The organism is Levilactobacillus enshiensis, from assembly GCF_007115095.1.
Taxonomy (GTDB): Bacteria; Bacillota; Bacilli; order Lactobacillales; family Lactobacillaceae; genus Levilactobacillus; species Levilactobacillus enshiensis.
The window spans coordinates 463,431-488,996 of the sequence record NZ_SULH01000001.1 but is presented as its reverse complement, the minus strand read 5'-3'; the positions used below and the strand labels follow the sequence as shown (position 1 = coordinate 488,996).

The following is a 25,566-nucleotide window of genomic DNA, read 5'->3' as shown; positions in this document are numbered from 1 at the left end:
ATAAATTGAATTACTTACCCTGGCGTTGTTTATGCTTAGGGTTAGCTGAGCAAATAACCATTACTCGGCCCTTACGCTTGATAACCTTGCAGTGTTCGCACATTGGCTTAACTGATGGTCTTACTTTCATGAATATCCCTCCTACATCTGTCTAACCGTTACTTAAAGCGATAAGTAATCCGGCCTTTAGACAAGTCATACGGTGACATTTCAACAGTTACTCGATCACCAGGCAGAATCCGAATGTAATGCATCCGAATCTTACCGGAGACGTGAGCGAGAATCTCATGACCGTTTTCTAATTCGACCCGAAACATCGCGTTGGGTAATGTTTCGGTAACTTTACCTTCGACTTCGATGACATCGCTTTTCGCCACGAAAGTACCTCCCTTTTTCTTGCGTGTAAACTACACGTAAAAGCAGTAGGAACAAAGACTTTGCTCCCACCTAGCACCTGTGAATCGCGACAGCGCGCCATTTACAGGCTAAACCTGAATAAGTCTACCATATTTCTCGATAGTAAGCAAGAACTTAGTGCAGACTACAAGCTCTTAAGGATCTTTTCGATGTCGACGTACACGTCATCGATGTCACGGTCACCATCAACGGTGAACAATAACCCCTTCTTGGTGTAGTAATCAACCAGCGGTGTATTCATTTTCAGATTAACCGCCAAACGATTCTTCACCGTTTCAGGCTTGTCGTCCTCACGTTGATAGAAGTCATGACTACCACAGACATCACACGTACCTTCAACTTTAGGCTGCTTGTACAGCTTGTGGTAAGTTGCCCCACAGTTGCGGCAAATGTAACGACCAGAAAGGCGCTCGACCAAGACATCTGGTTCAACGTGAATGTTGATCACGGCGTTGATGGTCCGATCCAGTTCTGGGCCAAAGGTATCTAACGCTTCGGCTTGAACAATGGAACGGGGGAATCCATCCAACATGAACCCGTCTTTGGTGTCAGCTTGGGCTAACCGGTCGCGAACAATTCCGTTCGTAACTTCGTCCGGTACCAATTCACCTTTGTCGATAAACTTCTTCGCTGCCAATCCCATTTCAGTTTCGTTCTTCATCGCTTCACGGAAGATATCTCCCGTAGAAATATGCGGTAAGTGGAACTCCTTGATAATCTTTTCGGCTTGAGTCCCTTTACCGGCACCCGGTAGACCCATGAGAATTAAATTCATAGCTGTCATGTTCGTTCTCCTTATTCGAAAATTTACCCGAAAAACACAAGCAGGTGTGCTAAAAGATCAACACACCCGCTGGAAACTCATTAAGCTGGTTCTGGATCTTGGATAAAGCCAACGTATTCGCGCTTCATCATCAATCCGTCAACTTGCCGCATGGTTTCGATAGCCACACCAACGACGATTAAGAGGCTGGTACCACCTAAACCAATTGACTCATCTAAGTCCCAAAGGTTTTGGGCTAATAACGGAATCAAGGAAATGAATCCAAGGAAGAGCGCACCCACAGTGCTGAGGCGCATCAACAAGCTGGAAACATATGATTGTGTTTCGTGACCAGGCCAAACACCAGGAATGTAGCTCCCCTGCTTTTGCAGGTTCTCAGCTAACTTTTCTGGGTTAACTTGCACGAACGCATAGAAGAACGTGAACACAACGATCAGAACGGTGTACAAAATGGCGCCATCGACCGTTTGCATGTTAAAGACGTCCGTCAGTGTTTGATACCAAGCATCTTGAGAGTGGGTGTTTTGGAATGCCATCAGAATAGTCTGTGGCGTCGCAATAAACGAACTCGCAAAGATAACTGGAATAACACCGGCAACGTTGACCTTTAATGGAAGGTAGCTACTATCTGGTGAACCAGATACTCGCCGAGTGTATTGAATTGGGACCCGCCGTTCCGCTTGTTGAACCCACGTAGTGAAGGTCACAATAATCAGAACTAACACGATCAACCCAAGAATGAACAAGACACTCTTCCACAAAGTCCCTTTATCAGCATCGACAAAGTAAGTTTGGTAAAGTTGGTAAACAGATTTTGGTGTCCGAGCAATGATACCCGCAAAGATAATCATTGAAATCCCGTTACCAAGACCACGATCGGTAATCATATCACCCATCCAAGTGGTCAACATGGTCCCACCAGTCAGGATTAACCCGATTGACAAGTACGTTGCAACACTTGGGTTTTGGACTAATTTCAGTGAGCTTAAAGCACTAAAACCAGCCGTGATCCCGATGGATTGAACGAAGGCTAACGCAATCGCTAAGTACCGCGTTGCCTGGTTCAATTTACGCCGACCAACGTCCCCTTGCTTACTCCATTCAACGAAGCGCGGAACGATGTCCATTTGTAGCAATTGAATAACGATTTGTGCAGTGATGTAAGGTGAAACCCCCATCGCGAAGATGGAATAATTGGTTAACCCACCACCACTGAAGGTATCTAAAATACTAACCAATCCAGAAGACGCAACGCTTTGAAGTGCCTTTGCGTTAATGCCGGGGACGGTAATATAAGTACCCAACCGAAAGACAATCAAAACCAATAGAGTAAAGAGAATCTTTTTACGAATGTCTTTAATCTTAAAGGCGTTTTTCAAGCTTGATAGCATTAAATCACCTCAGTCTTACCACCAGCAGCTACGATGGCTTCGGCAGCTGACTTGGAGAATTTAGCGGCCTTAACCGTCAACTTCTTCGTTAACTCACCGTTACCTAAGATCTTAATACCGGCCTTTTCGTTCTTGACGATTCCAGCTTCAATCAAGGCAGCTGGTGTAACTTCAGCACCATCATCAAAGACGTTCAAAGCAGCCAAGTTTACGACAGCAAATTCCTTACGGTTAATGTTGGTAAACCCACGCTTTGGAATACGACGGTACAGTGGCATTTGGCCACCTTCAAAACCCAAACGAGTCTTACTACGAGCCTTTTGACCCTTTTGGCCACGACCAGCAGTCTTACCGTTACCAGATGAATCACCACGGCCAACTCGATTACGAACCTTCCGTGAGCCTTCAGCAGGTTTTAGTTCATTCAACTTCATGCTATTGCGCACCTCCTTATTTAATGATCTGTGTATTACTTAACTTCTTCAACCTTAATCAAGTGTGCGATTTGGAAAAGCGCACCGCGGGTAGCTTCGTTATCTGGTTGGACAACCGTGCTGTTAACACGATGTAAACCTAAAGCTTCCACAATCTTCCGCTGTTTAGGGAGGCGGTGAGCAGCACTATGGATTAAAGTAACTTTTAATTGAGCCATTTTAAAACCCCTCCTTATTCAGCTAAGTGTTGAAGAGAGACACCACGGAGAGCGGCAACTTCTTCAGCACGCTTCAACTGAGCCAAGCCAGCAAAAGTGGCCCGAACAGCGTTGACCGGCGTGTTAGAACCTAAACGCTTGGAAGTAACGTCAGCAACTCCAGCTAATTCCATGACGGAACGAACGGAACCACCAGCGGTAACCCCAGAACCTTCAGCAGCGGGCTTGAGTAAGATCTTACCCCCACCGTATGAACCGAGGACTTCGTGAGGAATAGTCGTTCCCACGATAGGAACTTCGATCAGGTTCTTACGAGCAGCTTCAACGGCCTTACGAATAGCTTCTGGGACTTCTTGTGCTTTACCAGTACCAAAGCCAACGTGACCGTTCTTGTCGCCGACAATTACAAGCGCAGCGAACCGCAGACGACGGCCACCTTTTACAACCTTGGTAATCCGGTTGATAGCAACAACGTTGTCTTCAAGTTCTAACTTGTCGGGATCAATAAATTTTGCCATGTGTGGTTATTCCTCCTTACTCTTAAAATTTAAGCCCGTTTTCGCGAGCAGCTTCTGCCAATGCTTGAACACGGCCATGATATAAATACCCACCACGATCGAACACAACATCGCTAACATTTTTTTCGACAGCACGCTTTGCAACTAACTCACCAACGCCTTTAGCTTGGTCAGTCTTGTTGTCGCCACTTACTTCGCTATCTAACGTCGAGGCACTAACAAGTGTAACACCCGCTACGTCATCAATAATTTGAGCGTAGATGTTTTTGTTAGAGCGGAATACGTTTAAGCGTGGGCGTTCAGCAGTTCCAGAAATTTTGTTCCGGACACGCATATGACGCTTTTGACGTGTCTTGTTCTTATCTGGTTTTGTAATCAAAATAGTCACCTCTTTGTAAAATTATCAGCACTAAGCTGCGATACTACTTACCGGTCTTACCTTCACGAATACGAACAAATTCGTTTTCGTAACGGATACCCTTACCTTTGTAAGGTTCTGGTGAACGAACGGCACGAACTTCAGCAGCGAAGTCACCGACTTCTTGCTTGCTGATACCGGAAATGTTGATAGTGGTGTTATCTGGAACCTTAACTTCCAAGGTTTCAGGAACAGCCATTTCAACAGGGTTGGAGTAACCAACGCTCAATACCAGGGTCTTACCCTTAGCTTGAACACGGTAACCAACACCGACCAGCTTCAAGGTCTTAGCAAAGCCATTGACAACACCTTCAACCATGTTGTTCAAGTTAGCCCGTTGCGTACCATGCATGGCACGTGTCTTGTTGTTGTTATCTGGACGATCGAAGTCAACAGCACCATCACTAATTTTCATAGAAATGATATCGGAGAACGTCCGGGTTAAAGAACCCTTAGGACCCTTGACCGTTACTTGATTGCCATCGCGTTTAACTTCAACGCCGGCTGGGACGTTGACAGTTTTATAACCAATACGACTCACTGAAAGGCACCTCCTATCTTCTTAAAAGTTTTACCAAACGTAGGCGAGAACTTCGCCACCGATTTTCTTGGCCCGCGCTTCTTTATCAGTAATTACACCTTCAGAGGTGGAGATAATGGCGATACCTAAACCGTTCAATACCTTTGGTACAGCGTCGGCCTTAACGTATGAACGTAAGCCGGGCTTAGAAATACGCTTCAAACCACTGATAACACGTTGGTTGTCTTTGCCGTACTTGAGGAATACGCGGATGATACCTTGCTTGTCATCATCGATGTATTCAACGTTACGGATGAAACCTTCGCGCTTCAGGATTTCAGCGATGTCACGTTTAATTGTTGATGCAGGAACTTCGAGTGATTCGTGACGAACCATGTTGGCGTTACGAATCCGCGTCAAGAAGTCTGCAATAGGATCAGTCATGGACATTAACGATTTCCCTCCCTTTGTTTAAAATTCAGTCTACCAACTTGCCTTCTTCATGCCAGGAATTTGACCCTTGTGGGCTAATTCGCGCATGCAGATACGGCAAAGATGGAACTTTTGATAAACAGAGTGTGGACGTCCACAACGTTCGCAACGAGTATAATTCTGAGTAGAGAACTTCGCAGGACGCTTGTTCTTAGCAATTTGAGATTTCTTAGCCAATTTGTGTGAACCTCCTTAAATTAGTGTGCAAACGGCATACCGAATTGAGTCAGCAATTCGCGTGACTCTTCATCAGTATTAGCCGTGGTAACGATAACGATGTCCAAACCACGAACACGGTTAACATTGTCAAAGTTGATTTCTGGGAAGATTAATTGTTCCTTAACACCCAAAGTGTAGTTTCCACGGCCATCGAAGGCACGGGAGCTAACACCACGGAAGTCACGAACACGTGGCAATGACACGTTGATTAACTTGTCCAGGAATTCGTACATGCGGTCACCGCGGAGGGTAACCTTAGCACCGATTGACATACCTTCACGAAGACGGAAGGTTGCGATTGATTTCTTGGCCTTAGTAACCAATGGCTTTTGACCAGAAATCAAACCAAGTTCTTCAACGGCTTCGTCGAGGTTCTTAGCGTTGGAGACAGCGTCACCAACACCCATGTTCAATACGATCTTTTCGATCTTCGGTGTTTGCATAATAGAACTGTAGCTAAATTTTTCCACCAATGATGGGGTAATTTCATTAACGTACTTTTCTTTTAAACGAGTTGACATGAAATTATGTTCCTCCTTTCAGTGATTATTTGTCGATGGTTTCGCCGGACTTTTTAGCGAACCGGACTTTGTGACCATCTTCAATTCGAACGCCAAGCCGGGTGGGTTCGTTGTTCGAAGGATCGATGAGCATTACGTTGGATGCGTGAATTGGTGCTTCAATATCAATAATTCCGCCTTGGGGATTAGATTGAGAAGCTTTTTGGTGCTTCTTAATCATATTGACGCCTTTAACGATCACGCGGTTCTTGGCATTCAGGACTTTGGAAACAGTTCCTTCTTTACCTTTATCCTTGCCAGCGATCACGCGGACCTTGTCACCAGTTTTAATAAGCATTCCTGTGGGCACCTCCTTGTTTAACACGTTTCTTAATTACAGTACTTCGGGTGCTAATGAGATAATCTTCATGAAGTCGTTGTCACGTAATTCACGTGCAACTGGTCCGAAGATACGAGTCCCTTGTGGGCTCTTGTCGTCTTTAATCAGCACTGCGGCATTTTCATCAAAGCTGATGTATGAACCATCGTTACGACGTACACGAGACTTCGTACGAACAACAACGGCCTTAACAACATCACCCTTTTTGACAACGCCACCTGGTGTTGCTTGTTTGATAGTAGCGACAATGACATCACCAATTCCGGCGTAGCGACGCTTGGAGCCACCCAGAACCTTAATGGTCAGAATTTCCCGGGCGCCGGAGTTATCGGCAACCTTTAAACGGCTTTCTTGTTGGATCACAGCTAGTGTCCTCCCTTCAGTTCTAGTTCAGAATACGATAAAAACGACACCTAAATGATTACTGCTTTTTCAACAATGTCGACTAAGCGGAACCGCTTGGTAGCAGACAGAGGACGAGTTTCCATGATTTCAACAATGTCGCCAGTGTGGGCTTCGTTGTTTTCGTCATGTGCCTTGTACTTCTTGGAGTACTTGACACGCTTGCCATATCGTGCATCAGTCTTCGTCGTTTCTACAACGACAGTGATCGTCTTTTCCATCTTGTCGGAAACGACACGACCACGGTAAACCTTGCGGTTATTACGTGCATCACTCATGTATTAGTGACCTCCTTCTTATCGTATTCTACTTGTTCAGTTCTTGTTGGCGAAGAGCGGTTTTAATCCGCGCAATGTTCTTACGAACCTGCTTCAACCGTGCGGTGTTTTCCAATTGACCAGTAGCTAATTGGAAACGCAAGTTGAATAACTCGTCCTTGTAGCTCTTTTCTTTATCGAGCATTTCAGCAGTGGTTAATTCGTTGATTTCTTTAGTCTTCATTAGATTCGCCACCTACTTCCTCTCGGGTTAAAACCTTAGTGCGAACGGGAAGCTTCATGGCAGCTAGGCGTAATGCTTCGCGGGCTGTTTCTTCAGAAACGCCACCCACTTCAAACATCACTTTACCGCGCTTAACTGGGGCTACCCAGCCATCAGGCGTACCTTTACCATTACCCATCCGGACCCCAACACCTTTACTGGTGTAGGATTTGTGAGGGAAAATCTTGATCCAAACTTTCCCACCACGCTTCATGTAACGTGTAATTGCCACACGGGCAGCTTCGATTTGACGGTTGGTGATCCACTTGGAATCCAACGCCTGCAAACCGTAGTCACCGAAAGCGACGCTCTTGCCACCCTTGGATTCGCCACGAAGCTTACCACGGTGGACACGACGGAACTTTACTCGCTTAGGTACCAGCATGCTTATTTCCCTCCTTGTCCGTTAGTTTGTTTCTTTTCGGGAAGAACTTCACCACGGTAGATCCAGGTCTTAACACCTAAAGAACCGTAAGTTGTGTGAGCTTCAACCCATGCATAGTCGATGTCAGCACGTAACGTGTGCAGAGGAACCGTACCTTCAGCATAGCTTTCGACACGGGACATATCAGCACCGTTTAAACGACCAGCAACTTGCGTCTTAACACCCTTGGCGCCAGAACGCATAGTCCGTTGCATCGTTCCACGCATTGCACGACGGAAAGCAACACGGCCTTCCAATTGACGAGCAATGTTTTCGCCGACCAACTTAGCATCCAAATCTGGCTTCTTGATTTCCACGATGTTGATGTGGACACGTTTGCCAGTTAAGTCGTTTAATTCCTTACGGAGATTTTCGACTTCGGAACCACCCTTACCAATTACCATCCCTGGCTTGGCAGTGTGAATTGAGATGTTGACGCGGTTTGCAGCCCGTTCAATCTCAACAGTTGATACAGATGCGTCAACAAGACGCTTTTCGATAAATTTACGGATTTGAAGGTCTTCCTTCAGGTAAGCAGCGAAATCCTTTTCAGCATACCACTTTGCTTCCCAGTCGCGAATGATACCGACCCGTAATCCAGTTGGATTTACTTTTTGACCCACGCGTTATCCCTCCTCTTTTTCAGATACAACAACCGTAATGTGACTCGTACGTTTGTTGATTGGTGAAGCAGAACCTTTGGCACGAGGACGGAACCGCTTAAGGGTTGGTCCTTCGTTCACATAGGCTTCGCTAACAACTAGATCTTGACGATCTAAGTCAAAATTATTTTCTGCATTAGCAATTGCAGAGTTCAATACCTTTGCCACAACCGGTGATGCTCCACGTGGTGTGAACTTTAAGATAGCGATTGCTTCAGCAACGCTCTTGCCGCGGATAAGATCGATGACAAGGCGGACTTTGCGAGCAGCAATCCGAACCGTCTTAGCAGTCGCTTGCGCTGATGTAACTTGTTCAGCCATTAGTTAATCCTCCTTATCAACGAGTTTTCTTGTCGTCGCCACCATGACCACGGAATGTCCGGGTTGGTACGAATTCGCCAAGCTTGTGGCCTACCATGTCTTCTTGAACGTAAACTGGTACGTGCTTCCGTCCATCATAAACAGCGATAGTTAAACCAACAAAGCTAGGGAAAATAGTAGACCGACGGGACCAGGTCTTGATGACAGCCTTCTTGTCTTGATCCTTTTGCGCGTTAACCTTTTTCAGTAAGTGCGCATCGGCGAAAGGTCCTTTTTTCAAACTACGACCCATTATGAAACCTCCTCTACTTGTGGCGCATCGTCTAAAACGATGATCACCAGGTCTCTTGACATCCGGTAAACCGGATTATTACATCTTGGAACCTTTACGACGACGTACGATGAACTTGTTGCTCTTGTTCTTCTTCGAACGCGTCTTCTTACCAACGGTCTTCTTACCCCATGGAGAAAGAGGAGATGGTAAACCAACAGGTGCTTTACCTTCACCACCACCATGTGGGTGATCGTTAGGGTTCATTACAGAACCACGAACGTGTGGACGTTGACCGCCCCAACGGGTACGACCGGCTTTACCGACGTTAACCAATTCGTGTTCTTCATTACCAACGGCACCGATAGTCGCACGGTTAACGTTCAAGATCATCCGAACTTCACCGGAAGATAAACGAACTAACACGTACTTTTCATCGTTAGCCTTACCTAACAATTGAGCTGAAGTCCCAGCAGAACGGACCAATTGGCCACCCTTACCTGGCTTCAATTCGATGTTGTGAATAACAGTCCCGAAAGGAATGTTCTTCAATGGTAACGCGTTACCAACCTTGATATCAGCTTCTGGACCAGATTGAACTTGTGCGCCAACCTTTAAGCCCTTAGGTGCGATGATGTATGACTTAACACCATCAGCGTAAACGAGCAAGGCAATGTTAGCAGTACGGTTAGGATCGTATTCGATAGCCTTAACAGTAGCTGGAACTTCGTCCTTGATTCGCTTGAAGTCGATGATCCGGTATTGACGCTTGTTACCACCGCCACGATGACGGACAGTCATCTTACCAGCGTTGTTACGGCCGGCGGTATGGCTTTGTGAATCAAGCAATGACTTTTCAGGAGTCGTCTTAGTGATGACGTCTTTGTAAACCAAGCTCGTCATATTACGACGACCATTGCTTGTTGGTTTGTATTTCTTAATCGCCACGTTATTTCCCTCCTATATCTGAAATTTTATTCTTCGTTGAATAACTTGATTTCTTTTGAGTCGGCAGATAAGCTAACAATGGCCTTACGACGCTTCTTAGTGTAGCCTTCGTAACGTCCTTGACGCTTCTTCTTACCCTTTAAGTTCATGATGTTGACCTTAACAACCTTAACGTCAAAGATGTCTTCAATGGCATGCTTGACTTGTGTCTTGGTTGCTCGTACGTCAACGTCAAAGGTGTAACGCTTGTCGTCCATAGTTGCCATCGTAGCTTCGGTAACAACTGGGCGTAAAATAATGTCACGTGATTCCATTATGCGAGCACCTCCTCTACTTGAGAAAGAGCTGGTTGGGTAATCACTAACTTGTCCGCAGCGGCGATATCAAGGACATTCAAGCTCTTGGCTGGAATAACCTTAACATTAGCTAAGTTACGGGCTGCTAAGGCAGCAGTTACGTTGTCGTCTTCAAGGACAACCAACGTCTTAGTTGTGACATTCAAACCAGCCAGCACTGCAGCAAATTCTTTTGTCTTAGGTGCGTCGAATGCTAAACCGTCAAGAACGACTAAGCTTTCGTCAAGAACCTTTTGAGAAAGAACTGACTTCAATGCTAAACGGCCAACCTTCTTAGGAAGGTGGTAACTGTAAGAACGAGGGGTAGGTCCAAAGACCACACCACCACCGACCCATTGTGGGGAACGGATGGAACCTTGACGGGCCCGACCAGTACCCTTTTGACGCCATGGCTTCTTACCACCACCACGGACAGCACTCCGGTTCTTAACGGCGTGTGTACCTTGGCGAAGTGAAGCTCGTTGCATCAGGATCGTGTCGTAAATAACGTTTTCGTTAGGTTCGATGCCGAAGATATCAGCGTTCAAATCAACGTTGCCGTTTTGACTACCATCTTGTTTGTATAATGCTACGCTTGTCATTTAATTATCCTCCCTTCCTATTTATTTGTCTGATTGCTTGGGACGTGGTGGACGAACAGCACTCTTAACAGTAACGAGTGACTTGTTAGCACCAGGGACGTTACCCTTAATCAACAGAACGTTGTTGTCAACGTCAGCTTTAACGATCACGAGGTTTTGGATAGTAACTTGCTTGTTACCCATCCGACCTGGGAGCTTCATGCCAGGGAATACCCGGTTAATGATGGCACCCAGAGAACCTGGACGACGGTGGTAACGAGAACCATGGGCCATAGGGCCACGGCTTTGACCATCTTTATGAATGTTACCTTGGTATCCATGACCTTTAGTGATACCTGTGACATCAACGATGTCTCCTGCTTGGAAGGTATCAACTTTAACTTCGTCTGCTACCTTGTAATCTCCCAGCTCAACATCTCTGAATTCACGAATGAAGCGCTTAGGAGTCGTGTTTGCTTTTGCTACATGACCTTGTTCGGGCTTGTTGCTGAGTACTTCACGCTTGTCTTGGTAACCAAGTTGAATGGCATCGTAACCGTCGTTTTCCATCGTCTTAACTTGTAACACAACGTTTGGCGTTGCTTCGACAACAGTAACGGGGATTAATTCGCCAGCATCAGTGAAGACTTGCGTCATCCCGACCTTTTTCCCTAAGATTCCTTTAGTGGTCATGAGTACACCTCCGATTATATTGTATTTAGTATTCTTGGAAATTATAACTTGATTTCGATATCAACACCGCTAGGCAGGTCAAGCTTCATTAATGAGTCGACCGTCTTTGGCGTTGGGTTAACGATATCAATCAAACGCTTGTGCGTCCGCATTTCGAATTGTTCACGTGAGTCCTTAAACTTATGTGGTGAACGTAAAACGGTGTAGATCGTCCGTTCAGTTGGTAATGGAATAGGACCTGAGATGCCGGCACCTGTTCTCTTCGCTGTTTCAACGATCTTGTCCGCTGATTGGTCGAGGATACGATGTTCGTAAGCCTTCAACCGAATCCGAATTTTTTGTTTTGCCATTGTGTTCCCTCCTTCGTCTATTTTAAAAATAAGACTAACTCCGTGGAAATTCCCGCCACACCCTCATGGCAAAGCGGCCGGGTGTGTCGCAATCTCCCACATCATCGCTTAAACTTTTGAGCCTTACCCGGGGGGCACAAATTACCCCCTGAAATTCAGCACTTGACTATCATACTAAATAAAACGGCGACTGACAAGGGTTTTAACAGAATTCCTTGAATTTTTTTGTTAAGTCACCATCCAAATTGACCGAAATCAACTTGAAAAGTTGACGTCACATTTCAAAATCTGGTGTCAAACGCGTCTTTTCCTATTAAATAGCACTTTCGATAGTAACCAACCAATCAAGCAGGTGACCACGTCAGCAGCCGGCTGTGCCCAGATAACCCCATGGTAACCAAACAGGGCTGCCCCTGTCACAATCATCACGTAGAAGACAATACCCTGGCGTGAGAGCGACATAATCAGTGCACCACTGGCTTTACCCGTACTCTGAAAGACGGTCGTGTAGACCAGCACAGCCCCGACAAACGGCGTTGTCAGTAAAAAGACGCGCAACATATACGTCCCAGCCGTAATCACCGCCGCATTGTGTAGGAACAGCGCAATGATCTGCGGTGCCAGAATCATCAAGATTACGGCAAATACCAGTGCATAGACTACCTCGACCAACAGATCGAAGTGCAAGATCTTCTTAAAGCGTGTCATATTCTTCGCACCAAAGGTATAACCAATCAACGGTTGCGCCCCAAATGCAAAACCGACCATGACTAACATGATGATCATGTAGACCTTCAAGACGATTCCCATCGCCGCCACCCGAGTTGGGCCATAGTCCACCAAGTAACGATTCAAGATAGTCGTCCCAAATGCCTGCATCAAGTTGGTAATCGAGCCTGGTATCCCAATGAATAGAACTGATCCGACTAATGACCAACTGATTCGACTGATCTTAGGATCAACGGAGATGACCTGACAGTAACGTTTGGTCAGATAAACCAAGGCCCCTGCCGAAATCGTGTAACCAATAACGGTTGCCAATGCGGCCCCCGCTGCACCTAAACCCAGTGGAAAGATCAGAATCGGGTCCAAGATAATCGTGATGACCGTCCCGACCATGGTCCCAATCATCGACTGCGTAGCAAATCCCTCAGTTCGAATCAAGTTTCCGGGCACAATCGACACAATAATCGGCATCGCCCCTGCTGCCATAATACGGTAAAACTGTGAGGCATACGGATAAGTCGCTGGTGTTGCCCCTAGCATATGTAAAATCGGCCGATCAAAAACCAGCAAGAGGGCTGTCGTTAGCAATCCAAAAACAACCGACCCGTACAGGCAAAAACTACTGACCCGACTCCCGGTGTGGTAGGCCTTCTCCCCTAGTAACCGAGAAATCAGGGAACTACCACCCAGACCAAAGATGTCACCAATCGCAATCAGCAACGAGAATAACGGGGTACATAACGCTACCCCCGCCACCAAGTTCGTATTCTGCGTTTGAGAAACGAAAAAGGTATCGGCTAAATTGTAAATCATGCTGGCCACCATGCTCAGAACAACCGGTAAAGCCAGCTTAAAATAGGCCCGTGGAATCGAGGACCGTTCAAACAGTTCTTCCATAACTCACTCTCCAATTCCAATACGAACGCACAGCATTTATTATAACGCAAAGCACCACGCTCTGTTAACTTCAAAAATAGTCGATCAGCAGTCACCTGCACTTATCCGTAACCGCGACTGCTAAAACTAAGAGGTTCAGGCTTCCCGCTGGTTACGACAGGCGTTAGCCGAAATTGGTCTGCCATCTGCACGCTTCTGAACGCCATCACAGAATTGTCGCTAGACATAATGTAGTCAATCGCAACAGCCGCAAGGGGTTTCTCCATTCTAAACCACTACCTTGAGCTTCGCTTTCTTCTATATATAAGGGATAGTGACATCCGCATCATTTCCCACTAACTCTGCAAACTCATACTCAAACTGATTTTAGTCCAAAAAAAACGCCCTACCTCTACTGGCAGGACGTTTCATTTTAAACAGTAAGCAGACTAGTCTTCGACTGGAGTGCCGCCGTTCTTCTTGATAATATCAGCTTGAACACTCTTTGGCGTTGGTTCGTAGTGATCAAACGTCATGGTAAAGGTACCACGACCTTGAGATGCAGAACGTAACGTCGTTGCGTAACCGAACATTTCGGATAACGGAACGAAGGAGTGAATCATTTGTGCGTTACCACGTGCTTCCATACCATCAACCTTACCACGACGTGCGGTAACTTGGCCCATGATATCACCCATGTATTCTTCAGGAACCAAGATATCAACCTTCATGATTGGTTCAAGAATTACAGGGCCAGCAGTCTTAACGGCGTTCCGTAAAGCCAAGGAAGCGGCAACCTTGAAGGCTGCTTCACTAGAATCGACTTCATGGTAACTACCATCGTATAACTTGGCCTTAACATCAACCAATGGGTAACCGGCTAAGACACCGTTTGCCATTGCTTCTTGCAGACCTTGGTCAACTGAAGGGATAAATTCACGAGGAACAACCCCACCAACGATGGCGTCTTCGAATTCGTAACCCTTACCACGTTCGTTAGGGGTGAATTCAATCCAAACATCACCATATTGACCTTTACCACCAGATTGACGAACGAACTTACCTTGGACCTTAGTTGACTTCGTGAATGCTTCACGGTAGGCAACTTGAGGGGCACCAATGTTAGCTTCAACCTTGAATTCACGCTTCATCCGGTCGATGATGATATCCAAGTGAAGTTCACCCATCCCAGCAATCAGAGTTTCACCAGTTTCAGGGTTAGTTTCAGCCTTGAAAGTAGGGTCTTCTTCAGAAAGTTTTTGAAGGGCCGTGTTCATCTTATCTTGGTCAGCCTTCGTCTTTGGTTCTACGGCAACCTGGATAACTGGATCTGGGAAGTTCATAGATTCCAAATGTAATGGGTGATCTGGGTCAGTCAAAGAGTCACCAGTAGTGGTGTTCTTCAAACCAATGGCCCCAGCGATATCACCGGAGAAGACTTCTGGAATTTCTTGACGGTGATTTGAATGCATTTGCAGCAAACGACCAACACGTTCACGCTTGCCCTTCGTGGAGTTAAGCACGTAAGAACCAGCTTCCAGAGTACCGGAGTAAACCCGGATGTAAGTCAAACGACCAACGAATGGGTCAGTAGCAACCTTAAATGCTAAGGCAGCAAATGGCGCATCGTCATCGGCACGTAATTCAACGGCTTCGTCAGTGTCAGGAACAGTGGCGTTGTAAGGCTTAACATCCAATGGGGATGGTAAGTAGTCCACAACGGCGTCCATCAACATTTGAACACCCTTATCCTTGAAAGCAGAACCGGCGAAGACTGGGAACATTTCCAGCTTCAACGTAGCACGCCGAATAGCGGCCTTAAGTTCTGCCTTGGTGATTTCTTCACCTTCAAGGTACTTTTCCATGATTTCATCATCAACGTCAGCGACGCTTTCGATGATGCCTTCATGACGCTTCTTAGCTTCTTCAGCCATGTCGGCAGGAATTTCAACAGTGTCCCATGAGGAACCCAATTCATCCTTGTCGTAAACGTAGGCTTTCATTTCGATCAAGTCAACAACACCGGTGAAATCATCTTCGGCACCGATTGCCATTTGTAAAGCAACCGCGTTGGCTTGTAAACGTTCGTGAATGGAGTTAACTGAGAAGTCGAAATCGGCACCCAGCTTATCCATCTTGTTCACGAACACGATACGGGGAACATCGAAATCTGAGGCTTGACGCCAAACAGTTTCGGTTTGAGGTTCAACACCGGCTTGACCGTCTAAGACGGCAACGGCACCATCAAGAACCCGCAAAGAACGTTCAACTTCAACAGTGAAGTCCACGTGTCCTGGAGTATCGATGATGTTGATCCGGTGCTTCTTCCATTCGGCCGTCGTAGCGGCAGAAGTGATCGTAATACCCCGTTCTTGTTCTTGTTCCATCCAGTCCATTTGTGAAGCCCCATCATGGGTTTCACCAATCTTATGGATTTTACCAGTATAATACAGGATACGCTCAGTAGTCGTCGTCTTCCCGGCATCAATATGGGCCATGATACCGATGTTACGAGTTTTATCAAGCGGAAATTCACGAGTATTAGCCATGATTAATGTGTAACTCCTCTCAAAATTGATCGTAGATTGTGCCAAAAAGTGACTACTAACATCGCAATTGATTTTAGTAGCCACCTCTGGATTAAAGGATTGCTCCCTTAAGTTAGAGGCGAGCGGTCACGAGGACACGCTGCTCTAACATTTTATCACACTACTAGCAAAGCAGTGCGATAGCTGCTCTTACCAGCGGTAGTGAGCGAAGGCACGGTTGGCATCTGCCATCCGGTGCGTATCTTCACGCTTCTTAACTGCAGCACCGGTGTTGTTAGCGGCGTCCATGATTTCACGAGCAAGTCGTTCAACCATCGTGTGTTCACCACGTAAACGAGAGTACTGTACCATCCAACGAAGACCTAAAGTGGTCCGACGGTCTGGCCGAACTTCGATAGGAACTTGGTAGTTTGACCCACCAACACGCCGAGCCTTAACTTCCAAGACTGGCATAACATTCTTCATTGCTTCTTCGAAGACTTCCACTGGATCGTTACCAGTTTCGTTCTTAATGATGTCGAAGGCACCATAAATGATCTTAGTTGAAGTTCCACGTTTCCCATCCATCATCGTGTGGTTGATCAGACGAGTGACCAACTTTGAATTGTAAATTGGATCAGGAAGGACTTCACGCTTTTGTACGTTTCCTTTTCTAGGCATTGTTAATATCCTCCTTGAAATGCTGTTACAGGTCGGTTGACGGCAACCGTGCACCCGACCCTATTATTGAGTCTCGGTCTAGCCCTTAGGCTTCTTAGTCCCATACTTGGAACGACCTTGACGACGGTCAGTAACACCGGCAGTATCGAGGGCACCACGGATAATGTGGTAACGAACCCCAGGTAAATCCTTAACCCGGCCGCCCCGGATAAGCACAACACTATGTTCTTGAAGGTTGTGGCCAATACCAGGAATGTAAGCAGTCACTTCAATTAAGTTTGACAACCGCACACGTGCATATTTACGTAAAGCAGAGTTAGGCTTCTTTGGTGTCATGGTACCGACACGAGTAGCAACCCCACGCTTTTGTGGAGCTGGATTCTTAACTTGAGCTTTTTTGAAACTGTTATACCCGTAGTTTAAAGCTGGGGCATCTGATTTAGAACTTTTAGATTTACGACCTTTACGCACCAATTGGTTGATAGTAGGCATCTAAATAGTCCTCCTTTCCGTAATCTTTCTAGAGTTTTAAGTCCACACATCCAGGTGGTTCATTTTCCTGTAAAGAAAAAAGACGACCCAAGTGGAGATTTAATTGAAGTGTCCTCCCCGCCGTCAGTCAGCATGTCTGGTAGTGAATACCCGAGACCTGTCTGCGAAAAGCACCTTGAATAGAATACCATGCCATCATTTGCATGTCAACCGGCCTAACTGGAATTTTCCACAAACATTTCAGCATTTTTTACGGAGTTAAGCAATAGAGGTGAAACTTTCATGCTGATTATCCTGTTTATTTATGGTGCCTGTCTCGGTTCTGGACTAGTTGCGTTGGCAGACCGATACGCCACCCACACATCGTTTTTCTATCCAGCTTCCCACTGTGACACCTGCCAGACTCCCCTAACGTACTGGCAACTGGTTCCCATCTTAAGCTATCTCTTATTGCGCGGTCGGTGTCATTACTGTCAAACAGCGATACCGGCAACCGGTCTGCTGGTCGAGTTCACGGCGGGGATGGTTTTGACAACCCTCACGCCAGCAACGGTGATTCCCGTTATTTGGTTGGGGTTGTGGAGCTACGCAGCGCTATGTGATGCGCAAACCAAATCATTTCCGGGGTGGGTAAGCTACTTTTCACTGCTCCTCACCCTCTATGGGCACTCCTTCTCAAGTTGGCTAGTTGCTGCTTTGCTCGTTGTTCTAATCAATTGGCTATGTGCCCACTGGGTTGGCACGCTGATTGGTAATGGTGATCTCGATATGCTGCTGACCAGCGTTCTACTTTGGCACGTCACCGATACGGCAAAACTTCTCTTGCTGGCTTGCGTCATCGCGTTATTGCGGCATTCTAAGGAGACCCGCTTAGCGTTTATCCCCTATCTAATAGCTAGCAGCCTGTTTTGGTGGTTTTGGTCCTGGTAAACAGGTAAGGGCGATCACTTTCATTCTACATTCATATCTTCAGAAAACCACGAAGTCTCTGTTTTCTCCTCAGTATACAAAAAGGGACCCATCATTTCTGATGAGTCCCCCGACCATCCTACTTAGCTGTCACTAAGCTTGAGAGTCTTCTTGCATTTGCTTTTCCAAATCGCTGATGGAGTAGACGCCTTCGGTCGATGAGCCACCGACTTCTTTGGGCTTGATCTGACGGTAATCTGGCATCCCAGTCCCGGCAGGAATAATCTTCCCAATAATAACGTTTTCCTTCAAACCAACCAGTGGATCGTTCTTGCCCCGAATAGCAGCATCGGTCAAGACACGTGTCGTTTCCTGGAAGGATGCGGCTGATAAGAAACTGTTGGTTTCCAAAGCAGCCTTGGTGATCCCCAAGATAACTGGACGTGCGGTAGCAGCAATGCCACCATCGATCAACGTCTGGTAGTTGGCACGACGGAAGTCTTGAATATCCATCAAGGTACCAGGTAAGACATCGGTGTCACCTGGGTCCATGATGCGGACCTTCCGTAACATCTGTCGAACCATGATTTCCACGTGCTTATCACTGATAGCAACACCTTGCATCCGGTAAACCCGTTGCACTTCACCTAAGATGTAAGTTTCAGTTGATAAGACGTCGCGAACCCGCAGCATTTCCTTAGGATCAACAGACCCATAATTCAATGCAGACCCACGGTGGATAAAGTCGCCTTCAGTGACCCGCATCCGGGCAGTGATTGGTAACGTGTAACTCCGCGTATCGGCTTCACCCTTAATGGTGATTTCCTTCGTCCGTTCAGCTGGGTTTTCTTCGATTGATTCAACCGTCCCAGTAACTTCAGTGATCTCAGCTTTACCTTTAGGGTTCCGAGATTCAAATAATTCTTGAACACGAGGAAGCCCTTGGGTAATATCTTCGTTCCCGGCAACACCACCGGTATGGAAGTTCCGCATGGTCAGCTGGGTCCCTGGTTCACCGATAGATTGTGCGGCAACAGTTCCGACAGCTTCACCAACTTCAACTTCGTCACCAGTAGCCATGTTCCGGCCATAACAATGTTCACAAACACCATGTTCAGTGTTGCAAGTAAAGGCGGAACGAATGGTAACTTCTTCAACACCAGCATCAACGATCTTTTGTGCCGTGTCTTCAACGATCATTTGGTTCTTAGGAACAATAACGTCCCCAGTCTTTGGATCGTAGACGGTCTTTTGGGTGTAACGCCCTAAGATCCGGTCGTACAATGGTTCGATCATTTCGTTACCATCAGTGATGGCCCGAATCTTCAAACCACGGTCAGTCCCACAGTCCTTTTCCCGAATGATAACATCTTGCGCAACATCGACCAACCGCCGAGTCAGGTAACCTGAGTTGGCAGTCTTGAGGGCCGTATCGGTCATCCCTTTACGAGCACCATGGGTCGAAATAAACATTTCCATAACCGTCAGGCCTTCACGGAAGTTAGACGTGATCGGCAACTCCATGATTTCACCGTTAGGAGCGGCCATCAGACCACGCATCCCGGCAAGTTGCGTAAAGTTAGAAATGTTCCCACGAGCACCAGAATCACTCATCATAAAGATAGGGTTCTGTTGATCGAAACTGTGAATCAAGGCGTTTTGAATGTCGTCTTTGGCATCGTTCCAGATTCCAATGACCCGTTCGTAACGTTCATGATCGGTAATCAGACCACGACGGAACTGCTTGGTAACCGTAGCAACCTGCTTGTGGGCTTCGTCAATGATCTCTGGCTTTTCTTTCAAGTCAGTGACATCGACCATCCCAACAGTCAGGCCAGACTTAGTTGATTCGTCGTAACCTAAGTCCTTGATCCGGTCAAGCAACTTCGACGTTGCCGTTACCTTGTATTGTTGATAGACGGCCGCAATAATATCGGACAAGAAGCCCTTCTTAAATGGACCGATCAATTCAGCATTTTGCAGGTAATCGTGAATGTCTTCGCCCGGTGCCAAGAAGTACTTGTCAGGGACGTAGCCGTTCAGGTTCGTGCTGGTTGGTTCGTTCAAGTATGGGAACGACTTTGGCAGGATGTTGTTGAAAATCAACTTCCCAACGGTCGTGACCATAATCTTCGTGCGTTGATCATCCGTAAACGGCTTATCAGGCATCGAAGAAACTTGAACACCGACCCGACTGTGCCAGTGAACTAAACCATTCCGGTAAGCCAGAACAGCTTCGTTGAGGTCGGTAAAGATCATACCTTCCCCTTCACGATTGTCTTCTTCCATCGTCAGGTAGTAGTTCCCGATAACCATATCTTGTGAAGGCGCAACAACTGGTTTACCACTGGCAGGTGCCAAAATGTGGTGAGCAGCCAACATCAGCAGACGTGCTTCAGCTTGTGCTTCGTCAGATAAAGGAACGTGGATGGCCATTTGGTCCCCATCGAAATCGGCATTGTAAGCTTCACAAGCCAACGGGTGAAGCCGCATTGCCTTACCACTAACTAAGACAGGTTCGAACGCTTGAATCCCCAAACGGTGAAGCGTAGGTGCCCGGTTCAACAGAACAGGGTGTTCCTTGATGACATCTTCCAAAACGTTAAAGACATCGTCATCTTCACGGTCAATTTGGCGCTTGGCGTTCTTAATGTTAGAAGCTAACCCACGAGCAACCAGTTCCTTCATGATAAATGGCCGGAATAATTCCAAAGCCATTGGCACTGGCAGACCCATTTGGTTGAACTTGAGGGAAGGACCAACGTCAATAACGGAACGACCAGAGTAGTCAACCCGCTTCCCTAACAAGTTTTGACGGAACCGACCTTGCTTCCCTTTCAACATGTGTGAAAGAGACTTCAATGGACGGTTACCAGGACCAGCCACTGGACGACCACGACGACCGTTATCGATCAAGGCGTCAACGGCTTCTTGTAACATCCGCTTTTCGTTTTGAACGATAATGCCAGGCGCGTTTAAGTCCAGCAACCGCTTCAACCGGCTGTTCCGGTTGATAACCCGCCGGTACAAGTCGTTCAGGTCGGACGTTGCGAAACGACCACCTTCGAGTTGTACCATTGGACGAAGATCAGGTGGGATTACCGGAATCGCATCCATGACCATCCACTCCGGACGGTTACCAGATGTGACGAAGGCTTCCAAAATGTCCAAACGACGAACGGCACGCGTCCGCTTTTGGCCAGTAGCTTCCTTCAATTCTTCCTTTAATTCCTTAACTTCTTTATCTAGGTCCACGGCCATCAATAACTTCTTGATGGCTTCGGCACCCATTTCAGCCTTAAAGGCACTGCTGCCGTATTCGATCAGCTTGTCACGGTAATCACGTTCGGAAAGCAATTGCTTCTTTTCGAGTGGCGTGTTACCTGGATCTAAGACCACGTAGGAAGCAAAGTAAATGATTTCTTCCAACGCACGGGGACTCATGTCGAGGACTAAGCCCATCCGACTTGGGATACCCTTGAAGTACCAGATGTGAGTGACAGGAGCAGCCAATTCGATATGGCCCATCCGTTCACGACGAACCTTAGAACGGGTAACTTCAACCCCACAACGGTCACAAACGACACCCTTGTAACGGATTCGCTTGTATTTCCCACAGGCACATTCCCAGTCCTTAGTAGGGCCAAAAATCCGCTCGTCGAATAGCCCGTCTTTTTCAGGCTTTAATGTCCGGTAGTTGATGGTTTCAGGCTTTTTAACTTCCCCGTAAGACCAGCTACGGATCTTATCAGGTGAAGCCAGCCCGATCTGCATGCTTTCGAACTTATTGACATCGACCAAAGAAGCGACCTCCCTTATTAATTAGTCTTGTGTGTTCGGTTGACTTTCGTTTTTCGTAGGTGCAGGCGTTGCCTTAGCATCATCGGTCTGAGCAGCGGCTTTCCGTTGTTCTTCCTGCTGTTGCGCATACTTGCTCAACGCATCCACGTTCACAACATCATCGTCATCATCGTCCATATCGCGGAGTTCGATTTCTTCGTTGTTCCCGTTTAAGACCTTCATGTCCAGCCCTAAGGATTGTAATTCCTTGACCAGAACACGGAATGATTCAGGCACACCAGGCTTAGGAATTGGATCGCCCTTAACGATGGCTTCGTAGGTCTTTACCCGACCAACCACGTCATCAGACTTGTACGTCAAGATTTCTTGTAACGTATAAGCGGCACCGTAAGCTTCCAAAGCCCAAACTTCCATTTCACCAAACCGTTGGCCACCAAATTGCGCTTTACCACCAAGTGGTTGTTGCGTAACCAGTGAGTAAGGTCCGATGGAACGGGCGTGCATCTTGTCGTCGACCATGTGGGCCAACTTCAGGTAGTTCATGACACCAACGGCAACCCGCTTGTCGAATGGTTCACCGGTCCGGCCATCGTATAAGACGGTCTTCGCATCGGCAGCCATCCCAGCTTCCTTAACAGCGTCCGCGATATCAGTATCTTGGGCACCATCGAAGACAGGCGTCGCAATGTGAATACCCAACTTACGAGCAGCCATCCCCAAATGCAATTCGAGCACTTGCCCGATGTTCATCCGAGAAGGCACACCCATTGGGCTCAACATGATGTCGATTGGGGTACCATCTGGCATGTACGGCATATCTTCTTCAGGGATAACCACTGAAACAGTTCCCTTGTTACCGTGACGACCAGACATCTTGTCTCCAACTTGGATCTTCCGCTTTTGCGCAATGTAGACCCGAACCATCATGTTAACACCAGGAGAAAGTTCATCACCGTTTTCACGCGTGAAGATCTTAACATCCTGGATGATCCCGCCACCACCATGTGGCACCTTGAGGGAAGTATCCCGAACTTCACGGGCCTTTTCACCAAAGATGGCATGGAGTAACCGTTCCTCAGCAGATAATTCAGTCACACCCTTAGGCGTCACCTTACCAACTAAGATGTCGCCGTCTTGAACTTCAGCACCAACACGGATAATCCCGTCTTCGTCCAAGTTCTTCAAGGCGTCTTCACCCACGTTAGGAATTTCGCGAGTCATTTCTTCAGGTCCAAGCTTCGTGTCACGTGCTTCTGATTCATATTCTTCAATATGAATGGACGTGTAAACGTCATCGCGAACCAAACGTTCGTTGATCCCGATGGCATCTTCGAAGTTGTACCCTTGCCAAGTCATGAAGGCAACTAATGGGTTTTGACCTAAAGCCAATTCCCCATTTTCCATTGAAGGACCATCAGCCAAGATTTCGTCGTTGTCGACGTGATCGCCAACCTTAACGATTGGCCGTTGGTTGTAGTTCTTCCCACCGTTTGACCGGCGGAACTTCATGAGCTTGTAAGTGTCGAGCGCACCGTCTTCGCGTCGTACGCGGATTTCCCGTGCATCAACGTATTCAACAGTTCCGTCGTGTTGGCTGATTAAGGCAACCCCGGAATCGTGCGCTGCTTTGTATTCAATACCAGTCCCAACTAATGGCGCATGAGGGTCCAGCAATGGCACAGCTTGCCGTTGCATGTTGGCACCCATCAAGGCCCGGTTGGAGTCATCGTTTTCCAAGAAAGGAATACATGCCGTGGCCACAGCAACTACTTGCTTAGGCGAAACGTCCATGTAGTCAATCCGGTCTGCGCTGGTTTCAATGTTTTCGGATTTTGCACGTGCCATGATGGTGTCGGTATCAAATGAACCGTCATCCTTCAATGGCGTGTTAGCTTGAGCCACAACGTAGTTATCTTCTTCGTCGGCCGTCAGGTAATCGATCTTGTCGGTAACCTTGTGTGTGTCCCATGAGACACGACGATATGGCGTTTCGATGAAGCCGTACTTGTTAACTCGCGCATAACTAGACAAACTGTTGATCAACCCAATGTTAGGGCCTTCAGGCGTTTCAATTGGGCACATCCGACCATAGTGGGTGTAGTGAACATCCCGGACTTCATATCCGGCACGGTCACGCGTCAAACCACCAGGTCCAAGGGCAGACAAACGCCGCTTATGGGTTAATTCACCCAGTGGGTTGGTCTGATCCATGAATTGTGACAATTGAGATGAACCGAAGAATTCCTTAATGGAAGCAACCACTGGGCGAATGTTGATCAATTGTTGTGGCGTTACCGTCGCAGCGTCTTGAATGGACATCCGTTCACGAACAACCCGTTCCATCCGGGATAACCCAATCCGGAATTGGTTTTGAAGGAGTTCACCCACGGAACGAATCCGCCGGTTACCCAAGTGGTCAATATCATCGGTGTTCCCGATGCCTAATTGCAAGTTGAAGAAGTAGTTCATGGAAGCAATGATATCGGCTGGACGAATGTGCTTCAGCTTAATATCAATGTTGCCATTCCCAATAACGGGAACTTCTTGTTCTGGATCATCTGGTGATTGCACCTTGATGATCTGTAACTTCAGTGGTTCCGTGACAACGGCTTCGTCTGAAGGTTGGAAAGTGACCATCTTGAAGTCTTCTTGGTCCAAGAATGGTGCCAAGGTCTTCATGACGTCCTTATCAACGACCGTGCCCTTTTGCGCGATAACTTCACCAGTATCTGGATCTGCTAACGTTTCAGCTAAGGTCAGACCCAATAACCGGGTCTTTAAGCTTAACTTCTTGTTGGTCTTGTAACGACCAACAGGCGCCATGTCGTAACGCTTCGGGTCAAAGAACCGTGCAGTCAGTAAACTCCGTGAAGAGTCGGCCGTCTTTGGTTCACCTGGACGTAGGCGTTCGTAGATATCCTTTAAGGACTCTTCAACACGTGAATCGTCGGTGTTCTTGTGAATATCCTTTTCCAACGTTGCCATTAAGCTTTCGTTGTCACCCAAGATATCCAAGATTTCGTCATCGGAACCGAAACCTAATGCCCGAACTAATTCGGTCATTGGAATCTTCCGTGTCCGGTCGATTCGAACGTAAGAAATGTTCTTAGCGTCCGTTTCAAATTCTAGCCAAGCCCCCCGGTTAGGAATAACCGTGGCACCGTAAACGGTCCGGCCATTCTTATCGGTATCTTCATTGAAGTAAACTCCTGGTGACCGGACTAATTGAGAAACAATAACCCGTTCTGCCCCGTTGATAATGAAGGTCCCTTGGGCCGTCATTAATGGGAAGTCACCGAAGAAGACATCTTGCGACTTAATTTCACCCGTTTCGTGGTTGGTCAAACGTAAGGTGACGTGAAGTGGTGCTGAATAGTTCGCGTCGTGCTCCCGTGCCTCATCCACGCTATATTTGGGTTCCAGTAATTGATAATCAACAAACTCTAACGAAAGGTTTCCTTGAAAATCTTCGATTGGCATGATGTCGTCGAACATATCACGCAAACCTTCGTCGAGGAACCAGTTGTAAGAATTGGTTTGAATCTCGATTAAGTTAGGTAAATCAAGAACTTCCTTGATCCGCGAATAGCTACGGCGAGTACGGTGTTTCCCGTATTTCACTAAGTGTCCTGCCAAGTTGTTCACCTCTCCTATTTATTCTGTGGACTGGCCAAACCGTTATGTTACATTTTTGTTACAATTTGCTTTTCACCCG

Annotated in this window: 32 protein-coding genes; 1 reads left to right on the top strand and 31 read right to left on the bottom strand. The window is 47.0% G+C overall.

Annotation, left to right across the window (positions count from 1 at the left end):
• Positions 1-10: 10 nt before the first annotated feature.
• The 29 genes from rpmJ to rpsL all read right to left on the bottom strand — a co-directional run bounded on the left by rpmJ (position 11) and on the right by rpsL (position 17,141).
• Entirely contained in the window at positions 11-130 is a 120-nt protein-coding gene (rpmJ, locus tag FAY32_RS02290; protein WP_011668476.1) for a 50S ribosomal protein L36, read from the bottom strand.
• Positions 131-158: 28 nt separating this feature from the next.
• Complete coding sequence (gene infA, locus FAY32_RS02285; RefSeq protein WP_011668477.1) at positions 159-377, bottom strand: translation initiation factor IF-1; 219 nt, start codon at positions 375-377, stop codon at positions 159-161.
• Between the two features lie 164 nt (positions 378-541).
• Positions 542-1,192 carry an adenylate kinase gene (locus FAY32_RS02280; protein WP_318635483.1) on the bottom strand — a complete coding sequence of 217 codons (651 nt, stop codon included), beginning with the start codon at positions 1,190-1,192 and terminating at the stop codon, positions 542-544.
• A gap of 89 nt (positions 1,193-1,281) precedes the next feature.
• On the bottom strand, positions 1,282-2,592 hold the full coding sequence (gene secY, locus FAY32_RS02275) for a preprotein translocase subunit SecY (RefSeq protein WP_143461840.1): 1,311 nt from the start codon (positions 2,590-2,592) through the stop codon (positions 1,282-1,284).
• Positions 2,592-3,026 carry a 50S ribosomal protein L15 gene (gene rplO, locus FAY32_RS02270; protein ID WP_048735535.1) on the bottom strand — a complete coding sequence of 145 codons (435 nt, stop codon included), beginning with the start codon at positions 3,024-3,026 and terminating at the stop codon, positions 2,592-2,594. Before rplO ends, secY begins: the two co-directional genes overlap by 1 nt.
• Positions 3,027-3,061: 35 nt before the next feature.
• A complete protein-coding gene (gene rpmD, locus FAY32_RS02265; RefSeq protein WP_143461838.1) occupies positions 3,062-3,244 on the bottom strand; it encodes a 50S ribosomal protein L30 in 183 nt (60 codons plus the stop codon).
• 14 nt (positions 3,245-3,258) lie between these two features.
• Positions 3,259-3,762 (bottom strand): 30S ribosomal protein S5, encoded by a 504-nt coding sequence (rpsE, locus tag FAY32_RS02260; RefSeq protein ID WP_048735529.1) that lies wholly within the window; start codon positions 3,760-3,762, stop codon positions 3,259-3,261.
• A 22-nt stretch (positions 3,763-3,784) separates the two neighbouring features.
• Positions 3,785-4,150, bottom strand: a complete 366-nt coding sequence (gene rplR, locus FAY32_RS02255) for a 50S ribosomal protein L18 (RefSeq protein WP_048735526.1) — start codon at positions 4,148-4,150, stop codon at positions 3,785-3,787.
• A gap of 34 nt (positions 4,151-4,184) precedes the next feature.
• Positions 4,185-4,721, bottom strand: a complete 537-nt coding sequence (gene rplF / locus FAY32_RS02250) for a 50S ribosomal protein L6 (protein WP_048735523.1) — start codon at positions 4,719-4,721, stop codon at positions 4,185-4,187.
• A gap of 30 nt (positions 4,722-4,751) precedes the next feature.
• Positions 4,752-5,150: a 30S ribosomal protein S8 gene (rpsH, locus tag FAY32_RS02245; protein ID WP_048735521.1), complete on the bottom strand. Its 399-nt coding sequence runs from the start codon at positions 5,148-5,150 to the stop codon at positions 4,752-4,754.
• 33 nt (positions 5,151-5,183) lie between these two features.
• Complete coding sequence (locus tag FAY32_RS02240) at positions 5,184-5,369, bottom strand: type Z 30S ribosomal protein S14 (protein WP_082153261.1); 186 nt, start codon at positions 5,367-5,369, stop codon at positions 5,184-5,186.
• A gap of 20 nt (positions 5,370-5,389) precedes the next feature.
• A complete protein-coding gene (gene rplE, locus FAY32_RS02235) occupies positions 5,390-5,932 on the bottom strand; it encodes a 50S ribosomal protein L5 (RefSeq protein ID WP_048735518.1) in 543 nt (180 codons plus the stop codon).
• 25 nt (positions 5,933-5,957) lie between these two features.
• Complete coding sequence (gene rplX / locus FAY32_RS02230; RefSeq protein ID WP_143461836.1) at positions 5,958-6,269, bottom strand: 50S ribosomal protein L24; 312 nt, start codon at positions 6,267-6,269, stop codon at positions 5,958-5,960.
• Between the two features lie 36 nt (positions 6,270-6,305).
• Complete coding sequence (rplN, locus tag FAY32_RS02225) at positions 6,306-6,674, bottom strand: 50S ribosomal protein L14 (RefSeq protein ID WP_048735513.1); 369 nt, start codon at positions 6,672-6,674, stop codon at positions 6,306-6,308.
• A 50-nt stretch (positions 6,675-6,724) separates the two neighbouring features.
• Positions 6,725-6,991 (bottom strand): 30S ribosomal protein S17, encoded by a 267-nt coding sequence (gene rpsQ / locus FAY32_RS02220; protein WP_048735510.1) that lies wholly within the window; start codon positions 6,989-6,991, stop codon positions 6,725-6,727.
• 28 nt (positions 6,992-7,019) lie between these two features.
• Positions 7,020-7,214, bottom strand: coding sequence for a 50S ribosomal protein L29 (gene rpmC, locus FAY32_RS02215; RefSeq protein WP_020090139.1), 195 nt, complete (start codon positions 7,212-7,214; stop codon positions 7,020-7,022).
• A complete protein-coding gene (rplP, locus tag FAY32_RS02210) occupies positions 7,204-7,638 on the bottom strand; it encodes a 50S ribosomal protein L16 (protein ID WP_125688341.1) in 435 nt (144 codons plus the stop codon). Before rplP ends, rpmC begins: the two co-directional genes overlap by 11 nt.
• Positions 7,639-7,640: 2 nt before the next feature.
• The gene (gene rpsC, locus FAY32_RS02205; RefSeq protein ID WP_048735503.1) at positions 7,641-8,300 is read right to left on the bottom strand and encodes a 30S ribosomal protein S3; all 660 of its coding nucleotides are present in this window, start codon (positions 8,298-8,300) and stop codon (positions 7,641-7,643) included.
• A gap of 3 nt (positions 8,301-8,303) precedes the next feature.
• Positions 8,304-8,660, bottom strand: coding sequence for a 50S ribosomal protein L22 (rplV, locus tag FAY32_RS02200; RefSeq protein WP_048735501.1), 357 nt, complete (start codon positions 8,658-8,660; stop codon positions 8,304-8,306).
• 16 nt (positions 8,661-8,676) lie between these two features.
• Positions 8,677-8,952 carry a 30S ribosomal protein S19 gene (rpsS, locus tag FAY32_RS02195; RefSeq protein ID WP_143461834.1) on the bottom strand — a complete coding sequence of 92 codons (276 nt, stop codon included), beginning with the start codon at positions 8,950-8,952 and terminating at the stop codon, positions 8,677-8,679.
• 78 nt (positions 8,953-9,030) lie between these two features.
• Positions 9,031-9,879, bottom strand: a complete 849-nt coding sequence (gene rplB / locus FAY32_RS02190) for a 50S ribosomal protein L2 (RefSeq protein WP_143461832.1) — start codon at positions 9,877-9,879, stop codon at positions 9,031-9,033.
• A 26-nt stretch (positions 9,880-9,905) separates the two neighbouring features.
• Positions 9,906-10,193 (bottom strand): 50S ribosomal protein L23, encoded by a 288-nt coding sequence (gene rplW, locus FAY32_RS02185; protein WP_048735493.1) that lies wholly within the window; start codon positions 10,191-10,193, stop codon positions 9,906-9,908.
• Complete coding sequence (rplD, locus tag FAY32_RS02180) at positions 10,193-10,816, bottom strand: 50S ribosomal protein L4 (RefSeq protein WP_048735491.1); 624 nt, start codon at positions 10,814-10,816, stop codon at positions 10,193-10,195. The genes rplW and rplD overlap by 1 nt, the downstream gene beginning before the upstream one ends.
• Before the next feature lie 21 nt (positions 10,817-10,837).
• Positions 10,838-11,488 (bottom strand): 50S ribosomal protein L3, encoded by a 651-nt coding sequence (gene rplC / locus FAY32_RS02175; protein WP_143461830.1) that lies wholly within the window; start codon positions 11,486-11,488, stop codon positions 10,838-10,840.
• A gap of 41 nt (positions 11,489-11,529) precedes the next feature.
• A complete protein-coding gene (rpsJ, locus tag FAY32_RS02170; protein WP_011668500.1) occupies positions 11,530-11,838 on the bottom strand; it encodes a 30S ribosomal protein S10 in 309 nt (102 codons plus the stop codon).
• A gap of 294 nt (positions 11,839-12,132) precedes the next feature.
• Positions 12,133-13,461 carry an MATE family efflux transporter gene (locus FAY32_RS02165; RefSeq protein ID WP_143461828.1) on the bottom strand — a complete coding sequence of 443 codons (1,329 nt, stop codon included), beginning with the start codon at positions 13,459-13,461 and terminating at the stop codon, positions 12,133-12,135.
• 428 nt (positions 13,462-13,889) lie between these two features.
• Positions 13,890-15,989 (bottom strand): elongation factor G, encoded by a 2,100-nt coding sequence (fusA, locus tag FAY32_RS02160; RefSeq protein ID WP_143461826.1) that lies wholly within the window; start codon positions 15,987-15,989, stop codon positions 13,890-13,892.
• A 189-nt stretch (positions 15,990-16,178) separates the two neighbouring features.
• Complete coding sequence (gene rpsG, locus FAY32_RS02155) at positions 16,179-16,649, bottom strand: 30S ribosomal protein S7 (RefSeq protein ID WP_020090150.1); 471 nt, start codon at positions 16,647-16,649, stop codon at positions 16,179-16,181.
• Positions 16,650-16,727: 78 nt separating this feature from the next.
• A complete protein-coding gene (rpsL, locus tag FAY32_RS02150) occupies positions 16,728-17,141 on the bottom strand; it encodes a 30S ribosomal protein S12 (RefSeq protein WP_011668504.1) in 414 nt (137 codons plus the stop codon).
• A 282-nt stretch (positions 17,142-17,423) separates the two neighbouring features.
• Between rpsL and FAY32_RS02145 the strand changes: the two genes are divergently transcribed.
• Positions 17,424-18,071, top strand: a complete 648-nt coding sequence (locus tag FAY32_RS02145) for a prepilin peptidase (protein ID WP_143461824.1) — start codon at positions 17,424-17,426, stop codon at positions 18,069-18,071.
• A 132-nt stretch (positions 18,072-18,203) separates the two neighbouring features.
• Here FAY32_RS02145 and rpoC read toward each other — a convergent pair whose 3' ends face one another.
• On the bottom strand, positions 18,204-21,851 hold the full coding sequence (gene rpoC / locus FAY32_RS02140) for a DNA-directed RNA polymerase subunit beta' (RefSeq protein ID WP_048735463.1): 3,648 nt from the start codon (positions 21,849-21,851) through the stop codon (positions 18,204-18,206).
• A 21-nt stretch (positions 21,852-21,872) separates the two neighbouring features.
• Positions 21,873-25,487: a DNA-directed RNA polymerase subunit beta gene (gene rpoB / locus FAY32_RS02135; protein ID WP_143461822.1), complete on the bottom strand. Its 3,615-nt coding sequence runs from the start codon at positions 25,485-25,487 to the stop codon at positions 21,873-21,875.
• Between the last annotated feature and the right edge of the window lie 79 nt (positions 25,488-25,566).

Excerpts from the sequence above, each read along its gene's own strand:
- rpmJ (WP_011668476.1), bottom strand. The coding sequence starts at position 130 with ATGAAAGTAAGACCATCAGTTAAGCCAATGTGCGAACACTGCAAGGTT.
- FAY32_RS02280 (WP_318635483.1), bottom strand. The coding sequence starts at position 1,192 with ATGAATTTAATTCTCATGGGTCTACCGGGTGCCGGTAAAGGGACTCAA.
- secY (WP_143461840.1), bottom strand. The coding sequence starts at position 2,592 with ATGCTATCAAGCTTGAAAAACGCCTTTAAGATTAAAGACATTCGTAAA.
- rplO (WP_048735535.1), bottom strand. The coding sequence starts at position 3,026 with ATGAAGTTGAATGAACTAAAACCTGCTGAAGGCTCACGGAAGGTTCGT.
- rpmD (WP_143461838.1), bottom strand. The coding sequence starts at position 3,244 with ATGGCTCAATTAAAAGTTACTTTAATCCATAGTGCTGCTCACCGCCTC.
- rpsE (WP_048735529.1), bottom strand. The coding sequence starts at position 3,762 with ATGGCAAAATTTATTGATCCCGACAAGTTAGAACTTGAAGACAACGTT.
- rpsH (WP_048735521.1), bottom strand. The coding sequence starts at position 5,150 with ATGTCCATGACTGATCCTATTGCAGACTTCTTGACGCGGATTCGTAAC.
- rplE (WP_048735518.1), bottom strand. The coding sequence starts at position 5,932 with ATGTCAACTCGTTTAAAAGAAAAGTACGTTAATGAAATTACCCCATCA.
- rplX (WP_143461836.1), bottom strand. The coding sequence starts at position 6,269 with ATGCTTATTAAAACTGGTGACAAGGTCCGCGTGATCGCTGGCAAGGAT.
- rpsQ (WP_048735510.1), bottom strand. The coding sequence starts at position 6,991 with ATGAGTGATGCACGTAATAACCGCAAGGTTTACCGTGGTCGTGTCGTT.
- rpmC (WP_020090139.1), bottom strand. The coding sequence starts at position 7,214 with ATGAAGACTAAAGAAATCAACGAATTAACCACTGCTGAAATGCTCGAT.
- rplP (WP_125688341.1), bottom strand. The coding sequence starts at position 7,638 with ATGCTGGTACCTAAGCGAGTAAAGTTCCGTCGTGTCCACCGTGGTAAG.
- rplV (WP_048735501.1), bottom strand. The coding sequence starts at position 8,660 with ATGGCTGAACAAGTTACATCAGCGCAAGCGACTGCTAAGACGGTTCGG.
- rpsS (WP_143461834.1), bottom strand. The coding sequence starts at position 8,952 with ATGGGTCGTAGTTTGAAAAAAGGACCTTTCGCCGATGCGCACTTACTG.
- rplW (WP_048735493.1), bottom strand. The coding sequence starts at position 10,193 with ATGGAATCACGTGACATTATTTTACGCCCAGTTGTTACCGAAGCTACG.
- rplD (WP_048735491.1), bottom strand. The coding sequence starts at position 10,816 with ATGACAAGCGTAGCATTATACAAACAAGATGGTAGTCAAAACGGCAAC.
- rplC (WP_143461830.1), bottom strand. The coding sequence starts at position 11,488 with ATGACCACTAAAGGAATCTTAGGGAAAAAGGTCGGGATGACGCAAGTC.
- rpsJ (WP_011668500.1), bottom strand. The coding sequence starts at position 11,838 with ATGGCAAAACAAAAAATTCGGATTCGGTTGAAGGCTTACGAACATCGT.
- FAY32_RS02165 (WP_143461828.1), bottom strand. The coding sequence starts at position 13,461 with ATGGAAGAACTGTTTGAACGGTCCTCGATTCCACGGGCCTATTTTAAG.
- fusA (WP_143461826.1), bottom strand. The coding sequence starts at position 15,989 with ATGGCTAATACTCGTGAATTTCCGCTTGATAAAACTCGTAACATCGGT.
- rpsG (WP_020090150.1), bottom strand. The coding sequence starts at position 16,649 with ATGCCTAGAAAAGGAAACGTACAAAAGCGTGAAGTCCTTCCTGATCCA.
- rpsL (WP_011668504.1), bottom strand. The coding sequence starts at position 17,141 with ATGCCTACTATCAACCAATTGGTGCGTAAAGGTCGTAAATCTAAAAGT.
- FAY32_RS02145 (WP_143461824.1), top strand. The coding sequence starts at position 17,424 with ATGCTGATTATCCTGTTTATTTATGGTGCCTGTCTCGGTTCTGGACTA.